General features: G+C 47.4%; 26 protein-coding genes and 1 pseudogene. 6 read left to right on the top strand and 21 right to left on the bottom strand.

Translation table 11 applies throughout. From position 1 onward, the window contains the following. The 17 genes from spoVAE to H2R00_RS02945 all read right to left on the bottom strand — a co-directional run bounded on the left by spoVAE (position 1) and on the right by H2R00_RS02945 (position 12,495). Positions 1–351 (bottom strand): stage V sporulation protein AE, encoded by a 351-nt coding sequence (spoVAE, locus tag H2R00_RS03025; RefSeq protein WP_154994250.1) that lies wholly within the window; start codon positions 349–351, stop codon positions 1–3. 1 nt (position 352) lies between these two features. Further along, positions 353–1,372, bottom strand: a complete 1,020-nt coding sequence (spoVAD, locus tag H2R00_RS03020) for a stage V sporulation protein AD (protein ID WP_154994248.1) — start codon at positions 1,370–1,372, stop codon at positions 353–355. Between the two features lie 12 nt (positions 1,373–1,384). Further along, on the bottom strand, positions 1,385–1,834 hold the full coding sequence (gene spoVAC, locus H2R00_RS03015; protein WP_154994246.1) for a stage V sporulation protein AC: 450 nt from the start codon (positions 1,832–1,834) through the stop codon (positions 1,385–1,387). A gap of 13 nt (positions 1,835–1,847) precedes the next feature. Continuing rightward, a complete protein-coding gene (locus H2R00_RS03010) occupies positions 1,848–2,273 on the bottom strand; it encodes a stage V sporulation protein AB (RefSeq protein WP_003183156.1) in 426 nt (141 codons plus the stop codon). After that, on the bottom strand, positions 2,263–2,883 hold the full coding sequence (locus tag H2R00_RS03005) for a stage V sporulation protein AA (RefSeq protein ID WP_182070439.1): 621 nt from the start codon (positions 2,881–2,883) through the stop codon (positions 2,263–2,265). Before H2R00_RS03005 ends, H2R00_RS03010 begins: the two co-directional genes overlap by 11 nt. Positions 2,884–3,050: 167 nt before the next feature. Beyond that, positions 3,051–3,818 carry an RNA polymerase sporulation sigma factor SigF gene (gene sigF, locus H2R00_RS03000; protein ID WP_003183162.1) on the bottom strand — a complete coding sequence of 256 codons (768 nt, stop codon included), beginning with the start codon at positions 3,816–3,818 and terminating at the stop codon, positions 3,051–3,053. Positions 3,819–3,830: 12 nt separating this feature from the next. Next, positions 3,831–4,271 (bottom strand): anti-sigma F factor, encoded by a 441-nt coding sequence (spoIIAB, locus tag H2R00_RS02995; protein ID WP_182070438.1) that lies wholly within the window; start codon positions 4,269–4,271, stop codon positions 3,831–3,833. Continuing rightward, a complete protein-coding gene (spoIIAA, locus tag H2R00_RS02990; RefSeq protein ID WP_152847085.1) occupies positions 4,268–4,621 on the bottom strand; it encodes an anti-sigma F factor antagonist in 354 nt (117 codons plus the stop codon). Before spoIIAA ends, spoIIAB begins: the two co-directional genes overlap by 4 nt. Before the next feature lie 93 nt (positions 4,622–4,714). Then, a complete protein-coding gene (locus tag H2R00_RS02985) occupies positions 4,715–5,887 on the bottom strand; it encodes a D-alanyl-D-alanine carboxypeptidase family protein (protein ID WP_154994242.1) in 1,173 nt (390 codons plus the stop codon). Positions 5,888–6,044: 157 nt separating this feature from the next. Continuing rightward, entirely contained in the window at positions 6,045–6,851 is an 807-nt protein-coding gene (locus H2R00_RS02980) for a purine-nucleoside phosphorylase (protein ID WP_154994330.1), read from the bottom strand. Positions 6,852–6,871: 20 nt separating this feature from the next. Next, positions 6,872–8,056 (bottom strand): phosphopentomutase, encoded by a 1,185-nt coding sequence (gene deoB / locus H2R00_RS02975; RefSeq protein WP_182070437.1) that lies wholly within the window; start codon positions 8,054–8,056, stop codon positions 6,872–6,874. Positions 8,057–8,248: 192 nt separating this feature from the next. Then, on the bottom strand, positions 8,249–9,139 hold the full coding sequence (xerD, locus tag H2R00_RS02970) for a site-specific tyrosine recombinase XerD (protein ID WP_154994237.1): 891 nt from the start codon (positions 9,137–9,139) through the stop codon (positions 8,249–8,251). 6 nt (positions 9,140–9,145) lie between these two features. Next, positions 9,146–9,370 (bottom strand): YqzK family protein, encoded by a 225-nt coding sequence (locus H2R00_RS02965; RefSeq protein ID WP_023855929.1) that lies wholly within the window; start codon positions 9,368–9,370, stop codon positions 9,146–9,148. 120 nt (positions 9,371–9,490) lie between these two features. Continuing rightward, on the bottom strand, positions 9,491–9,940 hold the full coding sequence (gene fur / locus H2R00_RS02960) for a ferric iron uptake transcriptional regulator (RefSeq protein ID WP_003183178.1): 450 nt from the start codon (positions 9,938–9,940) through the stop codon (positions 9,491–9,493). A gap of 118 nt (positions 9,941–10,058) precedes the next feature. Then, a complete protein-coding gene (gene spoIIM, locus H2R00_RS02955) occupies positions 10,059–10,715 on the bottom strand; it encodes a stage II sporulation protein M (protein ID WP_154994235.1) in 657 nt (218 codons plus the stop codon). Positions 10,716–10,831: 116 nt separating this feature from the next. Beyond that, positions 10,832–12,178: a PTS sugar transporter subunit IIC gene (locus H2R00_RS02950; RefSeq protein ID WP_182070436.1), complete on the bottom strand. Its 1,347-nt coding sequence runs from the start codon at positions 12,176–12,178 to the stop codon at positions 10,832–10,834. Positions 12,179–12,195: 17 nt separating this feature from the next. Continuing rightward, complete coding sequence (locus tag H2R00_RS02945) at positions 12,196–12,495, bottom strand: PTS sugar transporter subunit IIB (protein WP_003183185.1); 300 nt, start codon at positions 12,493–12,495, stop codon at positions 12,196–12,198. Positions 12,496–12,757: 262 nt separating this feature from the next. On the opposite strand from H2R00_RS02945, the gene H2R00_RS02940 reads away from it, so the two are divergent. The 3 genes and pseudogenes from H2R00_RS02940 to H2R00_RS02930 all read left to right on the top strand — a co-directional run bounded on the left by H2R00_RS02940 (position 12,758) and on the right by H2R00_RS02930 (position 15,508). Continuing rightward, on the top strand, positions 12,758–14,233 hold the full coding sequence (locus H2R00_RS02940; RefSeq protein WP_182070435.1) for an NCS1 family nucleobase:cation symporter-1: 1,476 nt from the start codon (positions 12,758–12,760) through the stop codon (positions 14,231–14,233). Between the two features lie 148 nt (positions 14,234–14,381). Further along, positions 14,382–14,923, top strand: a pseudogene (locus H2R00_RS02935) (GNAT family N-acetyltransferase). A gap of 24 nt (positions 14,924–14,947) precedes the next feature. Further along, the gene (locus tag H2R00_RS02930) at positions 14,948–15,508 is read left to right on the top strand and encodes a GNAT family N-acetyltransferase (RefSeq protein ID WP_154994227.1); all 561 of its coding nucleotides are present in this window, start codon (positions 14,948–14,950) and stop codon (positions 15,506–15,508) included. On the opposite strand, the gene H2R00_RS21125 is transcribed toward H2R00_RS02930, so the two are convergent. From H2R00_RS21125 to H2R00_RS02915, 4 genes are all read right to left on the bottom strand, one after another. Further along, positions 15,437–15,715, bottom strand: a complete 279-nt coding sequence (locus tag H2R00_RS21125) for a ribosome rescue factor BrfA (protein ID WP_154994225.1) — start codon at positions 15,713–15,715, stop codon at positions 15,437–15,439. The two genes, H2R00_RS02930 and H2R00_RS21125, sit on opposite strands and share 72 nt — an antisense overlap. Positions 15,716–15,779: 64 nt before the next feature. After that, entirely contained in the window at positions 15,780–16,232 is a 453-nt protein-coding gene (locus H2R00_RS02925; protein WP_182070434.1) for a GNAT family N-acetyltransferase, read from the bottom strand. Positions 16,233–16,253: 21 nt separating this feature from the next. Further along, positions 16,254–17,417 (bottom strand): TIGR00375 family protein, encoded by a 1,164-nt coding sequence (locus tag H2R00_RS02920; protein WP_154994221.1) that lies wholly within the window; start codon positions 17,415–17,417, stop codon positions 16,254–16,256. Further along, positions 17,414–17,971, bottom strand: a complete 558-nt coding sequence (locus tag H2R00_RS02915) for an NUDIX hydrolase (protein ID WP_094777439.1) — start codon at positions 17,969–17,971, stop codon at positions 17,414–17,416. The genes H2R00_RS02920 and H2R00_RS02915 overlap by 4 nt, the downstream gene beginning before the upstream one ends. Before the next feature lie 76 nt (positions 17,972–18,047). Here H2R00_RS02915 and mciZ point away from each other — a divergent pair, with 76 nt between their 5' ends. The 3 genes from mciZ to H2R00_RS02900 all read left to right on the top strand — a co-directional run bounded on the left by mciZ (position 18,048) and on the right by H2R00_RS02900 (position 19,236). Next, the gene (gene mciZ / locus H2R00_RS02910; RefSeq protein ID WP_082247245.1) at positions 18,048–18,191 is read left to right on the top strand and encodes a Z-ring formation inhibitor MciZ; all 144 of its coding nucleotides are present in this window, start codon (positions 18,048–18,050) and stop codon (positions 18,189–18,191) included. An 86-nt stretch (positions 18,192–18,277) separates the two neighbouring features. Further along, on the top strand, positions 18,278–18,883 hold the full coding sequence (locus H2R00_RS02905; protein ID WP_182070433.1) for a TetR/AcrR family transcriptional regulator: 606 nt from the start codon (positions 18,278–18,280) through the stop codon (positions 18,881–18,883). A 5-nt stretch (positions 18,884–18,888) separates the two neighbouring features. After that, a complete protein-coding gene (locus H2R00_RS02900) occupies positions 18,889–19,236 on the top strand; it encodes a DoxX family protein (protein WP_182071011.1) in 348 nt (115 codons plus the stop codon). Positions 19,237–19,278 lie beyond the last annotated feature (42 nt).

Genomic DNA, 19,278 nt, shown 5'->3' with positions numbered 1-19,278 from the left:
TTATCCTTTCGGTTTAAAAATCACGGCAACAAGAAAAGCAAACAAAATAGCGGAGGATATACCGGCAGACGTCAGTTCGAATATCCCCATGGCAATCCCGATAAAGCCGTGTTCCTCGGCTTGGTGCATTGCACCGTGCAAAAGGGAGTGGCCGAAACTGACAATCGGAACCGTAGCCCCGGCACCGGCAAATTCGATAAAACGGTCGTAAATGCCGAATCCGTCCAGAATGGCTCCTGATACGACAAAAGTTGTCATGACATGGGCCGGCGTCATTTTAAAGACATCAAGCAAGAGCTGGCCGATTACGCAAATCAGCCCGCCTGCAATAAAAGCAATGACATACTCCATCTTAGGCGTTCCCCCTTTCGGCTCGTTCAAATACGACGCCATGGGCAATGCAAGGAATCGATTCTTTTTGCTGAATAATCGTCGGGCTCAAAAGGGCGCCTGTCGCTACAACAAGCACTCTGTTCAGCCTGCCCGCTTCAATTTCTTTGAAAATGTGGGCAAAAGTGACGACTGCAGAACAAGCACATCCGCTTCCGCCTGCAAAAACCTGCTGGTCAGGCGTATAGATCATCAGCCCGCAGTCATTATGCTTTGTCCCGACATTGATTCCTTCCTCTTTTAACAGATCCTTTAAAATCGGGCTGCCGACACCTGAAAGATCGCCGGTTAAAATCAGATCGTAATCATCAGGTGTGCGTCCCAGATCCTCCAAATGCTGCTTGATCGTATCCGCAGCAGCGGGTGCCATCGCTGACCCCATATCTTGCGAATCGGTAATCCCCAAGTCGATAACCCTTCCGACGGTTGCGCTGGTGATTTTGATTCCGCCGGGCTGCTGGCTGAGGACGACTGCTCCGCTTCCGGTCACTGTGGATGTCGCGGTTCCCGGCTTTTGGCCCCCGTATTCCGTCGGGTAGCGAAACTGCCTTTCAGCCGTCGCATTATGGCTGCTGGTTGCCGCCAGGGCACGCTTTGCGAAACCTCCGTCAATCAATGCCGAACTGATCGCGATCGATTCCATTGATGTCGAGCATGCTCCAAATAAGCAGAGAAAAGGAATTTTCAAATGCCTCGCCACATAGTTGGCAGTCACGTTTTGGTTGAGCAGGTCACCCGCCAAAAAGATATCGATGTCTTCCTTTTTAAGATTTTGTTTTGATAACGCGGACTGAACCGCATCCTCCATCAGCTTGCGCTCTGCCATCTCCCAGTTTTTCTGGTTGCAGTGCATTTCATCATACGTTTTGTCAAATAAGTGTCCAAGAGGCCCTTCTTTTTCCTTGGGACCGACCGCTGTTCCGCTCGAGTTAACAAACAGCGGGTTCTCGAACTCCCATGTTTGTTTTCCTGTTAATTTCATGTTGTTTTCCTCCTAAAACAGCTTATCAAAAGCAAAGCGGATCATCCCCACAATATAAGCGGCCGCAACGCCGAAGACGATGACATTTCCCGCCAGCTTAAACATATTGGTTCCCACGCCGAGGACGTATCCTTCGCTTTTGTGCTCAAGCGCGGCGCTCGTCATACTGTTAGCAAATCCTGTAATCGGAACAGCAGAACCCGCACCGGCAAACTGGCCGATTCTGTCGTAGACGCCAAGACCCGTTAACAGAGCGGAGATTAAGATTAGCGTGGCAACCGTCGGATTCCCCGCCGTTTTTTCATCAAAGTTGAACACGGCCATATAAAAATTCTGGAACGCCTGGCCGATCGCACAGATCAGGCCTCCGACGAGAAAAGCCTTGATACAGTTCAGTACATAAGGCGGTGTTGGCTGATACGCTTTGACTTTCGATTGATAATTATCTTTCAAACTTGACATCATAATCCTCCTTTTATGACAGATGAACAAATATGAGCCATTGGAACATCGAGCCAAGAATCTTCCCGAAAACAATGGCCATTAAAAGAATCAAAATCCTGTCCCCCATGCCGATTCGTTTCGCCAATATCGGCAGCACATTCAATACTTCTGTAAGCGCCGCTGCAAGCATTCCGATGAAAACGCCCGCAAAAAGACCGATCGGAACAAGCAGCCATTTGGATAAAAAAAAGCGGGACATGTTCAGCGATTCCCATCCTCCAAAAACCGCGCCCAGAATGACAGCCCATTCATACGCCTGGATAAACCCTTTCGTTTTCGTCAGCTGAGTCAGCCTCGGGATAATGCCAAGCACGGTGAGAAAAGCGACAAAGCCGGATCCAACTGCGACCCCTCCTGCAAGTCCGAGAAAGATGATAAATATCACGCTAATGATCATGAATATCCTTTGTCGTTTCTATGTTTTCGTGCAAGGCCACATAATGGTCCAAATCAAGCTGATATTTAAACATCTCGACCTCCAGAGGGCTGGGCTCCTCGTTAAATCGTTTCTTAAATAAATGATTAAAAAACAAGATCATGCCGAGCCCGAGACCGATGCTGTACGGAACCTGCAAAAGGTATGGATAGCGGTTCACCTTGCCCGTCACCATTTCGTAAAGCAGGATGTGCACTTCCCTCATGCTGACATCTTCATGAAAGTTCATGACGGCAAGGCCGGCACCGACGAACAGGAGCAGCCAGACGGCGATGAACAACACGGGCGACAGATCCCTTTTCGGATATTGGATCTCCACGATGGTTTCAGAACCGCCGACGGTTTGGACATCAAGGTCAGGAAACGATTTATGTACAGCTTCAATCACCTTCATCACGTCCAAGACCACCATGCTTTGATCCGCTTTGCTGACCTGATAAATAGGCAGTCGTTCAAGCTTTTCTTTGTATCGGCGGTCACCCGCTACCTGTGCGATATGGCCGAGCAGAATCAATTCATCGGGATCTGCCTTAAGCCGGTGGCGGAGTCTGATAAAAACTTGACGTTCCATCTGGGTCACTTCCTATATGATGGTTATAGTTGTAGTATGAAGTACATCTCATTTATCATTCAGCAAGCAGCAAAAGACCATAAATTACCACAAAAAAAACCGGAGCGCTCCAAAAGAGCGTCCGGTTTTTCATCAGACATCCGAGGCTGCCTGTAACAGGAGCAGACTCAGCTTTCAAAATGATCCATCTGGTTTTTGATTTGCTTTAAAATCTTTTTCTCAAGTCTCGACACTTGCACCTGGGATATGCCGAGGCGGTCGGCAACTTCAGATTGCGTCTTGTCTTTGTAATACCTTAAATAAACAATCAGCTTTTCCCGTTCATCCAAATCCTTGATAGCTTCCTTTAAAGCGATTTTATCGAACCACTTCTCTTCCGACTGATCGGCGATTTGATCCAGAAGTGTAATCGGGTCTCCGTCGTTTTCGTAAACCGTTTCATGAATGGACGAAGGAGAGCGGACCGCTTCCTGAGCCATCACGACCTCTTCCGAACTGATTTCGAGATAATCGGCGATTTCCTGAACGGTCGGAATCCGGCCGTTTGATTTGGAAAGCTCGTCTTTCGCCCGCCGGATTTTGTTGCCGAGCTCTTTCAGCGAGCGGCTCACTTTGACGGTTCCGTCATCTCTGATAAACCGCTGAATCTCCCCGATAATCATCGGGACGGCGTAGGTGGAAAACCGAACGTCATAGGAAAGATCGAATTTGTCCACCGACTTTAAGAGGCCGATGCAGCCGATTTGAAAGAGGTCATCAGGCTCATAGCCTCTGTTCAAAAAACGCTGAACGACAGACCAAACAAGACGCATGTTTTTTTCTATGAGGAGGTCCCTTGCTTTTTGATCGCCGTTCTGGCTGTTTTTAATCAGTTCTTTCACTTCATGGTCTTTAAGCTGAGTGTTCTGGTTTTCTTTTTTAACCTCCACATCCATAACAAATCTCCCTTAATTGCAAAGCGCTTTGCTTTTTGATAAGTGCTTTGTTAAGTGTATTGTGGTTCCCATCTCAGGTGAGGAGTCGATCGAAATATCATCCATGAAATTTTCCATGATCGTAAAGCCCATTCCCGACCGTTCGAGTTCGGGCTTTGTCGTGAACAGGGGCTGGCGCGCTTCTTCAAGATCAGGGATACCGACTCCTTCGTCACGGATCGTTAAATAGACGATATGGTCATGAAGGGTGACGGAAATGTATACGTTTCCCTGCCCTGAGTCTTCATAACCGTGTATGATCGCGTTTGTGACCGCTTCAGATACGACCGTTTTAATTTCGGTCAGTTCATCCATCGTCGGGTCAAGCTGAGCGATAAAAGCAGCGACTGTCACCCGTGCAAACGATTCGTTTTGGCTGAGTGCCGTAAACTGGATATTCATTTCATTTTTCATGACGCCACCCCCAACGTTTCAAGTGCACGCTGCTCTGATTGCTCAAGGCGAATGATTTTAAACAGCCCGGACATATCAAATAAACGTTTGACAGCAGGAGAAATGGCGCAGACGATCATTTCTCCGCCGAGCTGCTTAATCTCCTTATATCTGCCGAGCACGACGCCAAGCCCTGAACTGTCCATAAACGAAAGGTCTGCAAGATTCATGACAATATGGCGAATGTCGGATTGTTCCAGATGGTCACTGACTTGTTTTCTCAAGGTTTCTGCTGTATGGTGATCGAGTTCACCTGTCAACCGAATGCATAGTACGGATTCTTTGACGTGAATATCGATTCCGAGGCTCATCCTCATTCCTCCTTGGTTTAAATCGGATAATGAGTGTTTCGCTTCAGACTTTATAAATTCCTTCACCGTGACAAAACTAGTGACCGTTCGGCATTATTCACTCCACTTCGTCCAGTGGGTCATCGTCCGCTTGAACATCGTCCACATCCCCGCTTTATCCATGTCTTTTTCTGCGACAAGAGGGCTTTCAGCGAGAACCTTTCCGTCCTTTCTCAATACGAGCGTCCCAAGCTCTGTGCCTTTTTTGACAGGGGCCTGGATATCTTCCTTCTGTTTGATTTCTTTTTTAACAGATTCGATATTTTCGCCTTTTTTCGTCAAAAGGGAAATCGGTTCCGATGTGACAAGGTTTATTTTTTGCTCACGGCCTTTATTGACCTTCAAATCGGAAATGATTTCATTGCGTTTATACATCGGATGCGTTTCATATTGGCTGAACGCGAAGTCAAGCATTTTTGTAATTTGGGCATTTCGTTCTTTCGGCGTGCTGGCTCCAAAAACGACAGCGATGACGCGCATGTTTCCTTTTTTCGCTGAAGCTGTCAGGCAGTACTTTGCTTCATTTGTAAAGCCGGTCTTGACTCCGTCAACGCCGGGATAAAATTTGATGAGGCGGTTTGTGTTGACGAGCCAGAATTTTTTATCAGTGTTTTCTCTCAGATAGTCTTCATACGTTCCCGTAAATTTCGTGATGTTTTCATATTTTAAAAGCTCTTTCGCCATGAGGGCCATGTCATAGGCTGTGCTGTAATGGCCTTCTTCAGGCAGACCTGTCGTATTTTGAAAAGACGTATCCTTGAGGCCGAGCTCAGCAGCTTTTTCATTCATTCTTTTGACAAATTCCTCTTCAGACCCGGCAATATGCTCTGCCATTGCAACAGAGGCATCATTACCCGATCCGATGGCGATCCCTTTCAGCATATCTTCAACCGTCATTTCTTCACCGGGCTCAAGAAAAATTTGCGAACCCCCCATTGAAGCGGCATACTCGCTTGTTCTGACTTTGTCTTTCATTTTGATCTTGCCTTCATCAAGAGCTTCCATGATCAGCAGCATGGTCATCACTTTTGTCATGCTGGCCGGGGGAAGCTTTTCACGGCTGTTCTTGTCATACATCACCTTACCGGTATCCCGCTCGATTAAAACGGCAGATTTTGCGTCATCAGCAAGCTCCGACGGTTTCTTTGCGCTCTCTTTTGCAAACGCCGATGGCGCTGTCATCAGGATTATCGTAAAAATCAGCAATTTGGATAAATGACGTTTCATCACCCAGACCTCCATTTCGTAATCCTCTCTATTTTTTCCAATCCGGTTGGATTTATACGGATCGGTTGGAAAAAATTTCTCGGAGATCAAAAAGAAAGAGCCAATGCAGGTTCTCATTTGAACTTGCATTGGCTCACATTTCAACTTCTCTGTAGTTTTAGCCGATTTTGGCAACGGCCGCTTTAACAAACCGCAAAAAGTCGGCTTTTACTTTTTCGGTGACTTCGATCACTTCATCATGGGAGAGCGGCTGATCAAGGATCCCTGCTGCCGCGTTTGATATACACGAAATGCCGAGCACGCGAAGGCCCGAATGTTTCGCCACGATGACTTCCGGAACCGTCGACATGCCGACGGCATCCGATCCGATCGTTCTGAGGAAGCGCACTTCGGCAGGCGTTTCGTATGTAGGCCCTGTAACGGCTGTATAAACCCCTTCTTGTACACTGATGTTCAATTCTTCGGCTGTTTTTTTCGCTAAGAGGCGCAGTTCCTTATCATATGCGGACGACATATCAGGGAATCTGACGCCCAGCGAGGAATCGTTTGGACCGATCAGCGGGTTCGTTCCCATATAATTGATATGATCGGATATGATCATCAAATCGCCAGGACGGAACGATTCATTGACGCCGCCTGCGGCATTGGTCACGATTAAAGTCTCGATCCCGAGCTCTTTCATAACACGGACTGGAAAGGTTACCTTGTCCATTGAATACCCTTCGTAAAAATGAAAACGCCCTTGCATCGCGACGACTTGTACATTTTCAAGTCTGCCGATGACAAGCTGTCCGGCATGTCCTTCAACAGTGGAAACAGGAAAGTCGGGGATGTCTTCATATTTAATGCGAACGGCGTCTTCTATCTCATCAGCAAGCACGCCAAGGCCGGATCCCAAAATCAGGCCGACTGCCGGTTTGATTTCCGTTTTGCTTTTAATATAGTCTGCGGCATTTGCAATCATCTGTTTCACGTCGTTTCCTCCTATTTCAGCAGGGATAAAAAGCTTTTTCCGTACTTTGGCATATTCGTTTTAAAGTTGTCGGCGATCGTCGCGCCGATGTCCGCGAATGTATCTGCGAGCGGAAGCGCCCCGGGCTTTTCGTGTTTTTTGCTGTATACAAGAAGCGGCACGTACTCCCTTGTATGATCTGTGCCATGGTGAACCGGATCATTGCCGTGGTCGGCGGTAATGATGAGCAGATCGTCTTCGCGCATTTTTTCAAACACTTCAGGAAGGCGCGCGTCGAACTCTTCAAGCGCTTTTCCGTATCCTTCAGGATCACGGCGGTGTCCGAACAGCGCATCAAAGTCCACGAGGTTTACAAAGCTGATCCCTGTAAAATCTTTGTCAAGCGTTTGCACCAGCTTGTCCATCCCGTCCATATTCGACTTCGTTCTAAGCGATTCCGTAATGCCCTCGCCGTCGTAAATATCGGAGATTTTGCCGATCGCAATCACATCAAAGCTGTCATCTTTCAATTCATTCATCACGGTTCTGTCGAACGGCTTCAGCGCATAATCATGGCGGTTCGGCGTCCGTTTAAATTCGCCCGGCTTGCCGACAAACGGTCTGGCAATGACGCGTCCGACCATATATTTTTCGTCAAGCGTAAGCTCGCGCGCGATCTCGCAGATCTTGTACAATTCCTCGAGAGGCACGACTTCTTCGTGTGCGGCAATCTGCAGAACGGAGTCTGCTGAGGTGTAGACGATCAGCGCGCCGGTTTCCATATGCTCCGCACCGAGTTCATCCAAAATCGCAGTGCCTGATGCAGGCTTGTTTCCAATCACTTTTCTTCCGGACTTCTGTTCAAGTTCATGGATCAATTCGTCCGGAAAACCTTCGGGAAACACCCGGAAAGGTTTGTCTATGTAAAGCCCCATAATCTCCCAATGTCCAGTCATCGTATCTTTTCCATTTGAGGCTTCTTTCATTTTGCCGTAATAGGCAAGCGGCTCTTCTGCCTTTTCAACCCCTTTGATTTCACGGATGTTGCTGAGCCCGAGGTTCGCCATGTTCGGCAGGCTGATGCCTCCCATGTGTTCGGCAATGTGGCCCAAAGTATCTGCGCCTTTGTCATTAAATTTTTCGGCATCAGGCGCCTCGCCGATTCCAACGGAATCCATCACAATTAAAAATACGCGGTTGTAATCAAATGCAGGCATTTGTCGGCCTCCTTTTTTTCTTTCTGTCAGCTATAGGCTGTCACGCTTGGCATAAAAAAACCAAAATACCGCTATTAGCCAAGTATAAACCGTTTACACAACAGTTGACAATACGAACGGGAATAGTAAGAAACTTCCCGCAATTCGCTGCTCACTCAACATGAAAAACCGTGCTTCGCCTGTCCTTTTAGGCTATGCACGGGGATGGTATTGCTTATACACGTCTTTCAACCTTGTTTTCGTCACGTGCGTATAAATTTGCGTCGTCGAAATGTCGGCGTGTCCGAGCATTTCCTGAACGGCCCGGAGATCGGCTCCGTTTTCGAGCAGGTGTGTGGCGAAAGAGTGCCTCAGCGTGTGCGGCGTCAACTCTTTATTAATTCCCGCTTCCAAGGCAATTTTCTTTAAATTTTTCCAAAATCCCTGGCGGCTCATCTGTCTGCCGTGATGATTCAGGAACAGGGCGTCTTCGGTATTTTTTTTCAAAAGCTTTCCCCTCGCTTTTGACAGATATTCGCCGACCGCATGTGACGCCGCTTCGCCGAGCGGAACGATCCGTTCCTTTCTTCCTTTACCGAAGCAGCGGATAAAGCCCATCGATAAATGGACATCGGACAGCTTTAATGCGATCATCTCGCTGACGCGGATCCCTGTCGCATACAATAACTCCAGCATCGCTTTATCGCGGTAGCCGAACGGCCCCGTCAGCTTCGGCGTATCCAGAAGCGTTTCGACTTCCTGTAATGACAGCACCTTCGGCAGCGTCCGTTCCGTTTTTTGCGACTCAATATGGACGGACGGGTCCTGGGCCGTCACTTTTTCCCTCAGCAGAAACTGGTGAAAGCTGCGGATGGAAGCGAGATGCCTCGCAACCGTCTTGCCGGATTTTCCGGCGTCTTTTAAATGCTTTAAAAACTGGATGATGGAAAGCCTTGTCACCTGGTCAAAAGAGCTCAGCTGCTCCTGTTCCTCTAAATAGGCGGCGTAGCTGTTCAAATCCCGTTCATAGCTCACAACCGTGTTGTGGGAAAGCCCCCGTTCAACAACGGCGTAGTGTATAAAGTCTTTAATATGAACTTTCACGCTATCCTACTCCCCGTTCAAATAAAAAAAGATTAACCGGTTAAACCAGCTGCCCTGCTCGTCCCCTTCCATCGAGGCGACCTTGAGGGCTGCTCCTTCAGGTTTATCATACCGATGATAGTTTTCATACTCTGAATTTATCCATATCATAGCATAATAAAACAAGACGGTAAAACCGGTAAACAGCACAAACACCTTGATCATATCGGCAGCCGTTTTCAGCATTTTCATACGGTTTCAGGTCCCTTCTTTTGATTCGATTACTAAAACTTATGCCAAATGAGACAAGTTTTATACGTCTGAATCAAAAAAGAACCCGCTCATGGCTGAAAGGGTTCTCTCCGGTTTAGACTATTCCGATTCCTTTTGCTGACAGTCATGACAGATGCCGTGGAACGTCAGCCTGTGGTCTTTTATTTTAAATTTCCAATCCTTTTCAATGATTTCTTCCACGTCTTCAAGCAAATCTTCTTCAATTTCAACAACCGAACCGCACTCCATGCAAACCAGGTGGTGATGGAAATGGGCGGCACCTTCTTTGCGGAGGTCATATCTTGACACACCGTCGCCAAAATTGATTTTATCCACTACTTTTAATTCAGTTAACAGTTCAAGAGTACGATATACTGTCGCAAGACCAATCTCAGGAGATTTCTCTTTTACGAGGAGGTATACATCTTCTGCGCTTAAATGGTCTTCCTCATTCTCAAGCAGCACCCTTACAGTAGCCTCGCGCTGAGGGGTGAGTTTATAGCTGGAAGAATGCAGTTGCTTTTTAATCCGATCAATACGTGTTTCCATTGACTTTCCCTCCTACGCCGCATTACCTAGCTTATTATAACAAAACAAGCGCAGGGAGCCAACTATAATCATTATAAATTGAGAAACAAAATGAATATTTTTTAATAATCATTATAAATTAATGCTGTTTCGGCAAGACGTACTCCGTCAGCTTTTCCATCAACAGCGGCGAAAGATATGCTTCAAAGGAAGAGGAGATAAGAGACATTGCGAGAATCAGGACGAGCACAAAAGCGTACCGGCCAAACCAATGGACAGGCGCTTCTGCAAGACTGCGTTTGACAAAAAGCTGGCGGATGAGCCTCATCGAAAAGGCAATGGCACAGGTGCCCATGATCAAGTAAGCCGGGATCAGCAGAATATTTTGCGGGAGCACGGAGACAAAAGACAGGAAAAAGCCGTTGATTCCCATTTGATTGACCAAAAAGCCGACTGTAAATCCGACGACGATCCCTTTTAAGAAGACCATGATAAAAATGACGGGCAGGCCGATGATGGAAATCCCGAGAATCCACATTAAGCCTAAATATTTCATATTATGAAGAAAGCTCTGCAAAAACATTTCCTTTGAGCTGGCTGCTTTTCCTTCGGAAAGCTGTCCAAAAAATTGATTCAAATAGTAGAACAAATCTTCTTTTTGACCGATCGTCATGCTGTTGACGATGACCGCTCCGAAAATCACACCCATTAAAAACAGCACAGAAACAAATAAATAGATCGACAGATGATCCTTCATATGTTGAAAGATGAGCTCTTTGATTGTGGGCTTCCGCATGTATCTTCCTCCCAGACGTGCTTTTGATTTTAATAGATTGTATGAGAGAAAAGAGAGCCGCATGACTTTTTTTGAAAAAAGACAGGCGCCCGTAAGTAAAAGGCGCCCCGATAAAGTTATGATTCCTCCCTGTTTTCCGCAGAATGCTCCCTGTCCGTATTCACGGTTTTGTTGGCAGTCATCACAAACGGCAGATAAATCATTGTTGAAATGGCGAGGCAGAGAAAGCCGACGCCGAGCGCAAGCCAGTTTCCTCCGGTCCCGAGAAACGGAATTAACGGCCCGGGCGTTGTCCAGGGAACAGCGTATGCGATTGGCGGGATCAGCTGAAACTTGATGAACAAATAGCCGATGACAGTATTGACTGCCGGAACGATGATAAAGGGAATCATGAAGATCGGATTGAGCACGACCGGAAGTCCGAAAATGACAGGTTCATTAATATTAAATATTCCCGGCCCGATCGAGAGCTTGCCGATGTCTTTATAATCCCGCCGCTTTGAAGCGATGAATATTGCGATCAAAAGCCCCAGCGTCATGCCCGATCCCCCGTAGTTTGCAAAGGCGTCATTCAGCGCCCATGTTTCAGGAAACGGGGCGTTCCAGGCAGAGCCTGTTTTGGCGGCAAAAGCGAGGTTTTCAAGGTTTGCTTCTGCAAAGATCGTTTCTCTGATCGCCGCGATTGTATTCGGACCGTGAATGCCGAACAGCCATAAAAAGTTGGCGACGACTCCAAGAAAAACAACGGTGAAAATATTCGTTCCCATCTCTCTCAACGGCGCCTGCAGCACAGTATACACCAATTCATGCAGACCGTTTTTCGACAGAGACATCAGCGCAAAGCTTAACACCGCAAAACCAATCGTAATGAAGATGATCGGAAACAGCACTTTAAATGTCCGGGCGACCGCAGGCGGCACCTGCGGAGGCATATGAATTTGCAGGCGCTTGGCATTTGAAAGCCTGCTGAACACTTCACCGACGATGATCCCGATGATTAAGGCGACGAACAGTCCTTGGGCGCCGAGCCACTTCGTCGTTAAAAAGCTCTCGTTTTCGATCAGCCGGTACGGTGAATAAATGATAAAATAACAGGATACAGCCGTTAATCCGGCAAGCAGTTCATCCGCTTTCATTGAGATGGCTAAATTGCGTGCGACGAGAAACACGACAAATATAGACATTATATCGAGCGATCCCCGCAGTACGGGCGTAAAGACCGACTGATAATCAGCCAAGTTCGGAAACACCTTTTCAAGGAATAAAATTTTGGCGATAAACCCGTCCGGAGATAAAATAGCAAAATTTAATAAAATGATAATCGATCCTGCCATAATAATCGGAAATGATAGAATAAAAGCATCTCTTATTGCACATATATGGCGCTGTGAGTTCAGTTTAGCCGCAACGGGAACCAAAAACCGTTCCACGTTCCGCTCAAACTTCTCCATAAACCCGCTCATCCCTGTCTCCCCTCCTTTTATTTCATCAGCTGCAGCGCTTTTTGCAGCACAGCTTCGCCGTTCATGGTGCCGTAGTCTCGCATGTCGATCACCTGGACCGGCGTGTCTCCTGCGCTCGCCTCAACCTGTGACTTTTGGTACCTGACTTGCGGCCCCAACAATACGACGTCCGCGCTTGACGCGGCAGTCCCGGCTTCGGATACAGGAAGAGCGATGATGTCGACCTCTTCGTTCAGCGCTTCTGCATGCTTTTTCATTCTGCTGACAAGCAGGCTCGTAGACATGCCGGCCGCACAAACCAATAAAATTTTCTTCATTTGTTAACCCCCTTCGGATTCCCCTTTTCCTCCGCTGTACAGAAAACGCTTTCATTATGATGCGGAGTAATATTTCAACCTGGTCTTTTATCCTATGATCGAGATAGACAACTGTTTCATAAAAATCAATATTTTTATATCTGCTCCAAACGGTTCGTTTAGTCAACCTCAACAAACGCCTTGAAATATTTGTTTAGTTTATCTAATGAATTTTTCAGGATAATAAGTTATATTTCCCCTTAAAAATAACCGGAGGGATTACATGAAATCTGTTCATCATGAAAAAGTTCAAACAGACAGCACGCTCTCAAACAGCGACCTGCAGCCTCTGAAGCCTGAGGAACGCACATGGAAAGCGGTCAATTTCGCATCGATCTGGATGGGCTGCATCCATAACATCCCGACTTACGCAACGGTTGGCGGGCTGATTGCGATCGGACTTTCTCCGTGGCAGGTGCTTGGGATTATCGCTGTCGCTTCGATCGTGCTCTATGCAGCCCTCGCTTTAAATGGACATGCCGGCGCAAAATACGGCGTGCCTTTTCCCGTGTTAATCAGATCTTCTTTCGGGATATACGGGGCCAATATTCCGGCGCTCCTCAGGGGTTTTGTAGCGATGATGTGGTTCGGCATTCAAGCGTTTGCGGGAAGCACGGCGATCAACATCCTGATCTTAAATGTGTGGAGCGGCTGGAAAGACATCGGCGGCGATTGGAACTTGTTTGGATTGCATTTATCGGGTCTTTTGTCATTTGTTTTCTTTTGGGGAATTCATCTTCTCGTCCTCCACCACGGGATGGAGTCGATTAGAAAGTTTGAAGTTTGGGCCGGCCCGCTCGTTTATCTCGTCTTTGGCGGGATGGTGTGGTGGGCGGTCGATATTGCGGGGGGACTCGGTCCGATTTATTCGCAGCCGGGAAAATTTCAGACATTCGGTGAATTGATTTGGCCATTTCTTACCGGTGTGACGGGGATTATCGGCATATGGGCGACACTCATTTTGAACATTCCCGATTTTACGAGGTTTGCAGCCTCCCAAAAAGAACAAATCAGAGGACAGTTTTACGGTTTGCCGGGCACATTCGTACTGTTTGCATTTGCAAGCATTACCGTCACCTCCGGCTCGCAGGCTGCCTTCGGGGAGCCGATTTGGGACGTTGTCGATATTCTCACCTATTTTGACAATCCGTATGTGATCGCTCTTTCGGTCATGACGCTTTGCATCGCCGCCATTTCGGTAAACGTTGCGGCAAATATTGTCTCGCCGGCCTATGATCTGGCCAATTGTTTGCCGAAATATATCAATTTTAAGCGTGGCAGCTATTTAACAGCTGTTTTGGCCCTGTTCACTTTCCCATGGAAGCTGATGGAGAATGAAGCAAGTGTGTTTTCCTTTCTCGGCACAATCGGCGGAATATTGGGGCCGGTCGCAGGCGTTATGCTTGCCGATTATTTTATCATCCGAAAGCGCACGCTTCACATCGAAGATCTCTACTCTCTAAACGGAAGGTACACGTACTATAAAGGCTACAATTACCGCGCCTTTGCCGCAGTTGGGCTCGGAGCGTTTATGTCTTTGATCGGGACATACTTACCGGCCCTGAAACCCCTCTATGATATTTCATGGTTTTCAGGCGTGCTGCTCGCATTTGCCGCATACATCTTTTTGATGCGCATCCATCCACCCGGCGTCCTTAGAGATAAAACCGCTGACTACGCTGCCGAAAGCAATGTATAAGCACGGGCTCAAGGTAACGGCCGAACCAGCTCAAGAACCGCGAAAACGCCATTCGCGGTCCATTTTTTGTTATATTCAGTCATTTTAAACAAATTCGAGCTAAGGAATGTGATAGACTAATGGATATAAAAAATGATTGGAGTATCTCATGAACAAACGCTTTGATGGTAAAGGGCTGAGCTACATTGTCAGGCCAGCCGTCCAACAAGATGCAAAGGAATTATCTGCTGTAAGGGTACAGATCGATGGAGAAACCGAATATTTGGACAGGGAAAAGGGTGAAGGTTTTATTGATGAAGCGGGTTTTAGAGAGCTGATCAAAAGAGACAGCGAACATGACCGCTGCTTGTTTTTAGTGGCGGTCGCTCGAAACAGGATTCTCGGCTTTCAAGATGTGCCGGACAGGATTTAAAACGCTTCTCTCATCAAGTGGAGTTTGGCGTATGCGTGTTGAAAAAGTTTTGGGGATACGGCATTGGAAAACGCCTTTTAAACGAATCGATTGTTTGGGCTGATACCGCAGGCATTAAAAAAATGACCCTGCGCGTGTCGGAAACAAATGAGAGGGCTTCTGCCCTATATCAAAAGCATGGCTTTAAAATAGAAGGAATTTTAAAAAAAGACAAGCGGCTTTCTGACGGCACATATGACAACACGATTGTGATGGGAAGATGGCACGATCGAAAATAGAAAGAATAACTGGAGGGTACCTGTATGAATCCGATACTGCTCGATTTTCCGGACAGTTTTGAAACCCCGCGCCTTTTTGTCAGAGCTCCAAGGGCAGGCGACGGCGAGGCCGTCCATGACGCCATTCGAAAATCGTTGCCTGAGCTAAAGCCGTGGATGCCGTTTGCAAGGGAAATGCCCGAGGAAGAACATGTAGAAATCAACGTCAGGCAGGCACAGGCCGATTTTATTTTGCGCAACGATTTGCGGATGCATATTTTCCATAAAGAAACGGGGAAATTCGTCGGCAGCACCGGTCTTCACCGCATGAACTGGAAAGCGAAACGGTTTGAAATCGGCTATTGGCGCAGTTCCGAATTTTCCGGACAAGGGTACATGACAGAAGCGCTTAACGGACTGATTGATTTCGCGAGAAGACACGTCAGAGCTAAGCGGCTTGAGATATGCTGTGACAGCTTGAACACGAACAGCAGAAAAATGGCGGAGCGCCTCGGTTTTCAGCTAGAAGCCGTTTTACAGAGCGATGACCTTTCGAATGATTTGAGCGAACATCGGGACACATGCATTTATTCGCGGATCTTCTAAAAAAGAACCCTTATGATCTTCATGTAGCAAATCATAAGGGTTCTTTCGTTTATGTTTCATATGCAGCTTTGCAAGCTCTTCCCGCCTGCTTTTCGTTTTTCTGACGTGCGTGCTGAAGTCAGGCGCCTTGCCTCTTGATAAGGCGGCATCTCTGCCTGCGTTTCTCAACATGTGCTCGCGCTTTTTCCTTGCCTTGCTTTTGGCCATGTTCCCCACTCTCCTGTCAAATTTTTACCTTACTATTATAGAAAGGCGGGGTTCTGAACGCAAGTCATACGGTTTCTACCGTTCTGATCATATCCACATGCGGAATGCCGTCCTCCATATAGACGTCTGATATTGCTTTAAATCCGAAGGAGCCGTAAAAGGAACGCAAATGATTCTGGGCGCTGATCTTGACCTTTGTCTCTCCCCACTCGCCTTCCAAAAAGCGGAGCGCTTTATCAAGAAGCGTCTGCGCATATCCCTTTCCCCTGTCTTCTTTGCGGACGATCACCCGGCCGATTGATGCCTCCGCGTATGCCGTGCCGCTCGGGAACAGCCTGCAATACGCAGCGATCTCTCCTTCTTGGCTCAGAAATAAATGGTGTGCCCGCTCATCTAAGTGATCAAGCTCGTGATACGGGCAGTTTTGTTCAACGATAAAGACGTCTATTCTGAGCTTGATGATGCGATACAGCTCTTCCTTCGACAATTCCTCATACGATTTTAGTTTCCACTCCATCCCTTTTCTCTAAAGCCCCCTTTAGCTCTGCACTTTTCCATAGGTTCCGCCGCCTCCGGCTTTCAGCTCTAAATCCCCGTTCCTTGCTTTGATCACGAGCTCTGCCGTCTGCGGACGAATGGTTTCTTTTAGTTCGCCTTCTTTTACCCGGTGAAGTATATTCATCTCAGTGCCGAAAGCCTCTTTCAGCTTCTGAATCGTTTTCGGGCCGATGCCGGGGATCAGCTGCAATGGAACCTGGTGAACGTACGGCGGGCGCTTGACCGGGCTTTCATCCTGATCGTAAAGCTCCATTAGACGCGTGCTGACGCCTTTTGTAAACTTTCGGCTTCCGCACGCTTTACACACCGTTTCATCTGCCTCCTGCAGACGGCCGCATGTTTCACAAGCGGTTTGAAAATATTTGCCCAACTGCGGATTCATCCCGTAATTCGCGGCAATGCAACGCCCCTCTTGTCCTTTTAAAGCAAGCGAAAACTCTTGAAAGCTGGCATGTTTGATGTGCAGCTTATTATACTCCCTGCCGATTTTCCCAAGTGAATGGGCGTCCGAATTGGTCAAAAATGCAAAAGGATTCAGTTCGGATACGTGTGAAGCCATATCAGTGTCGCTGCTCAGCCCGAGTTCAACTGCATCAATCATCTTCGGGTCAAACACTTCTTGCAGCGAAAATTTGACTCCTTTTCCATACAGGCTCTTATGCGGTGTGAAAATGTGCGCAGGAATGAACAAGCCGCCGAGCTCTTTCACTTTCTTCTGAAGACCGATGCCCGTCTCATAGATGCGCTGGGAGCTCAGATGGATATTCGTCACCCTTTCTGAGAGCCAGCCGGAAAACTGCTTCATTGCGGAGATCGTCGGCATAAAGGCCAGCACATGAATCGGGCCGCGGCATCTGTCATCATTGATTTCCAATTCAGACCCGCACAGAAGCACGGTATCTTTATACTTGATTCCGCCGTCTTCAAGCTCTGTATAACGGCCTGAAGACACTCCTTTTTCAATTTCGGCCAGCACCTCGGGTGAATGACAATCTATAATGCCGATCAGTTCCATTCCTTTATGTTCGCTTGCTTCAATCAAAATGTCGTCGAGCGTAAGCGTTCTGGCAGCCGTTATCTTAACGGGGCGGCCTGATTCCGTCCGCCCGATATGGATATGCATGTCTGCGAATATTTCTTTCATTTTTTTGCTTGCAGGGCCTTTTTCAGCTCTAGATACTGTACGGCATAAGCCGTTTTCGCATCATAGATGTCCTGAGTTTCCATCAGTTTCAGCGCGCCTGTAAGCGGCACCTCCATTACTTCTACAAATTCGTCTTCATCAAGTTCGCGTTTTTCTTCAAGCGGTGTCAGCTCTTCAGCTAGATACAGATGCACCAATTCGTCCGCGAAGCCCGGCGATGTGTAAAAAGCGGTGATTTTCTCCAGCTTCGCAGCCGTGTATCCCGTCTCTTCCTCAAGCTCCCGCAGCGCGGTATATTCAGGTTTCTCCCCTTTTTCAAGCTTGCCCGCCGGTATTTCAACGATCGTCCGTTCAAGCGCTTTTCTGTACTGCTTAACTAAGATGATGTTTTCTTCATCAGTTAAAGCAAGCACCGCTACAGCGCCCGGATGCTTCACGATTTCGCGCTTTCCCGTTTTACCGTTCGGCAGTTCGACGTCTTCAAGATAAAGATCGATCACCTTGCCTGAAAAAAGTTTTTCTTTTGATATGGTTTTCTCCTCTAAATGCTTCAGTTTGATCATCTCCTAAGTTCTGCTCTGGCTTTTGATCCCATACATTTTATCATACACCATGGAAGGGGGACGCGCCATGAAGGTCTACCGGCTGAATAACCGCATCGTCATGTCGGGGAAAGCATGGGAAATCCGCGCCAAGCTGAAGGAATACGGACGAATGTATCACTATGTGAAAGACTGGCTTTCTGAAAAAGAAAATCGCCTGCCGAAAGCTTGATTTTCATTGACATCAAGAAGGACTGCATGAAATAATACTCATGAGTAATGTTACTCATGAGTATTATTATTTGGAGGCGGATCGATGTGGGGAATGAAAAAGGCCGCAAAGGCAAAGAAAGCCGGAAGCGGCTGCTCGCAGTCGCTGCAAACGAATTTGCAAACCGGGGATTCCATGAGACGAAAGTAAGTACGATTGTCAAAAGAGCGGGGCTGACTCAGCCGTCTTTCTACTTATACTTTCCAAGCAAAGACGCCATCTATAGCGAGCTGATCAATGGCTTTCACGCGAACTTAAAAAATCTGATCGAATCGTTTCGTTTAGAAAAAGGAATCGAGAAAAAACACGTATCAAAACGGGTAACGGCCGCTGTAGAGGCTGTATTTCGATTTTTGGCAGAAGAGCCGGATTTGACCCGCATCGGTTTTTTTCTCAGCCCGGAAGCATGCGAAATGAAAAAAGATTTAACACTGGCCTTGAAAGAGAACTTGAAAGCAGAGCAGGAGCTTGGCTACTTCCGGTCCGGCCTGGAAATGGAAACAGTTGCTGAATGCCTGACAGGCATGATTGAGCACCTTGCCGATATCTATTTGCTTGACGGATCAAAGGACCCTTCAAGTCTCGCGAAACAAATCACGGATCTTTTAATCCACGGAATGCTCGTTAATCCGCAGCATCCAGAAACGGAGTAAACATGGTGGCATTTATTTTCATAAAAGCAGGGCTGGCAGCATTTATGCTGATCGGAGGCGTAATCAAGGTGCTGCATGTTCCTTTTCAAGTGGAACATTGGCGCCATTATGAATACCCGCTGTGGTTTCTTTCAGTTACAGGATTTCTCGAAATCGCCGGAGCGCTTGGCATGATCGGCGGAATTTGGAATGTGCATCTGGCTGTCGGCTCGGGGCTGTTGTTCTCCCTGCTTATGACAGGCGCCATTCATGCCCACCTATTCCGGGCGCGGCAGCCTTTTTTTACGGCCATCCCTGCCGCGGTTTGTTTGATTTGCGCCCTAAGTATTATCATCTTCGAGCTGTACTTCTGATCCCGATGCCGATGGGTTGAAAACTTCGCTCCTTTGTATTAC

Origin of the sequence: Bacillus haynesii (assembly GCF_014042035.1) — a bacterium.
GTDB lineage: Bacteria > Bacillota > Bacilli > Bacillales > Bacillaceae > Bacillus > Bacillus haynesii.
The sequence above is the reverse complement of the archived record's forward strand: the minus strand, read 5'-3'. Positions and strand labels throughout refer to the sequence as shown.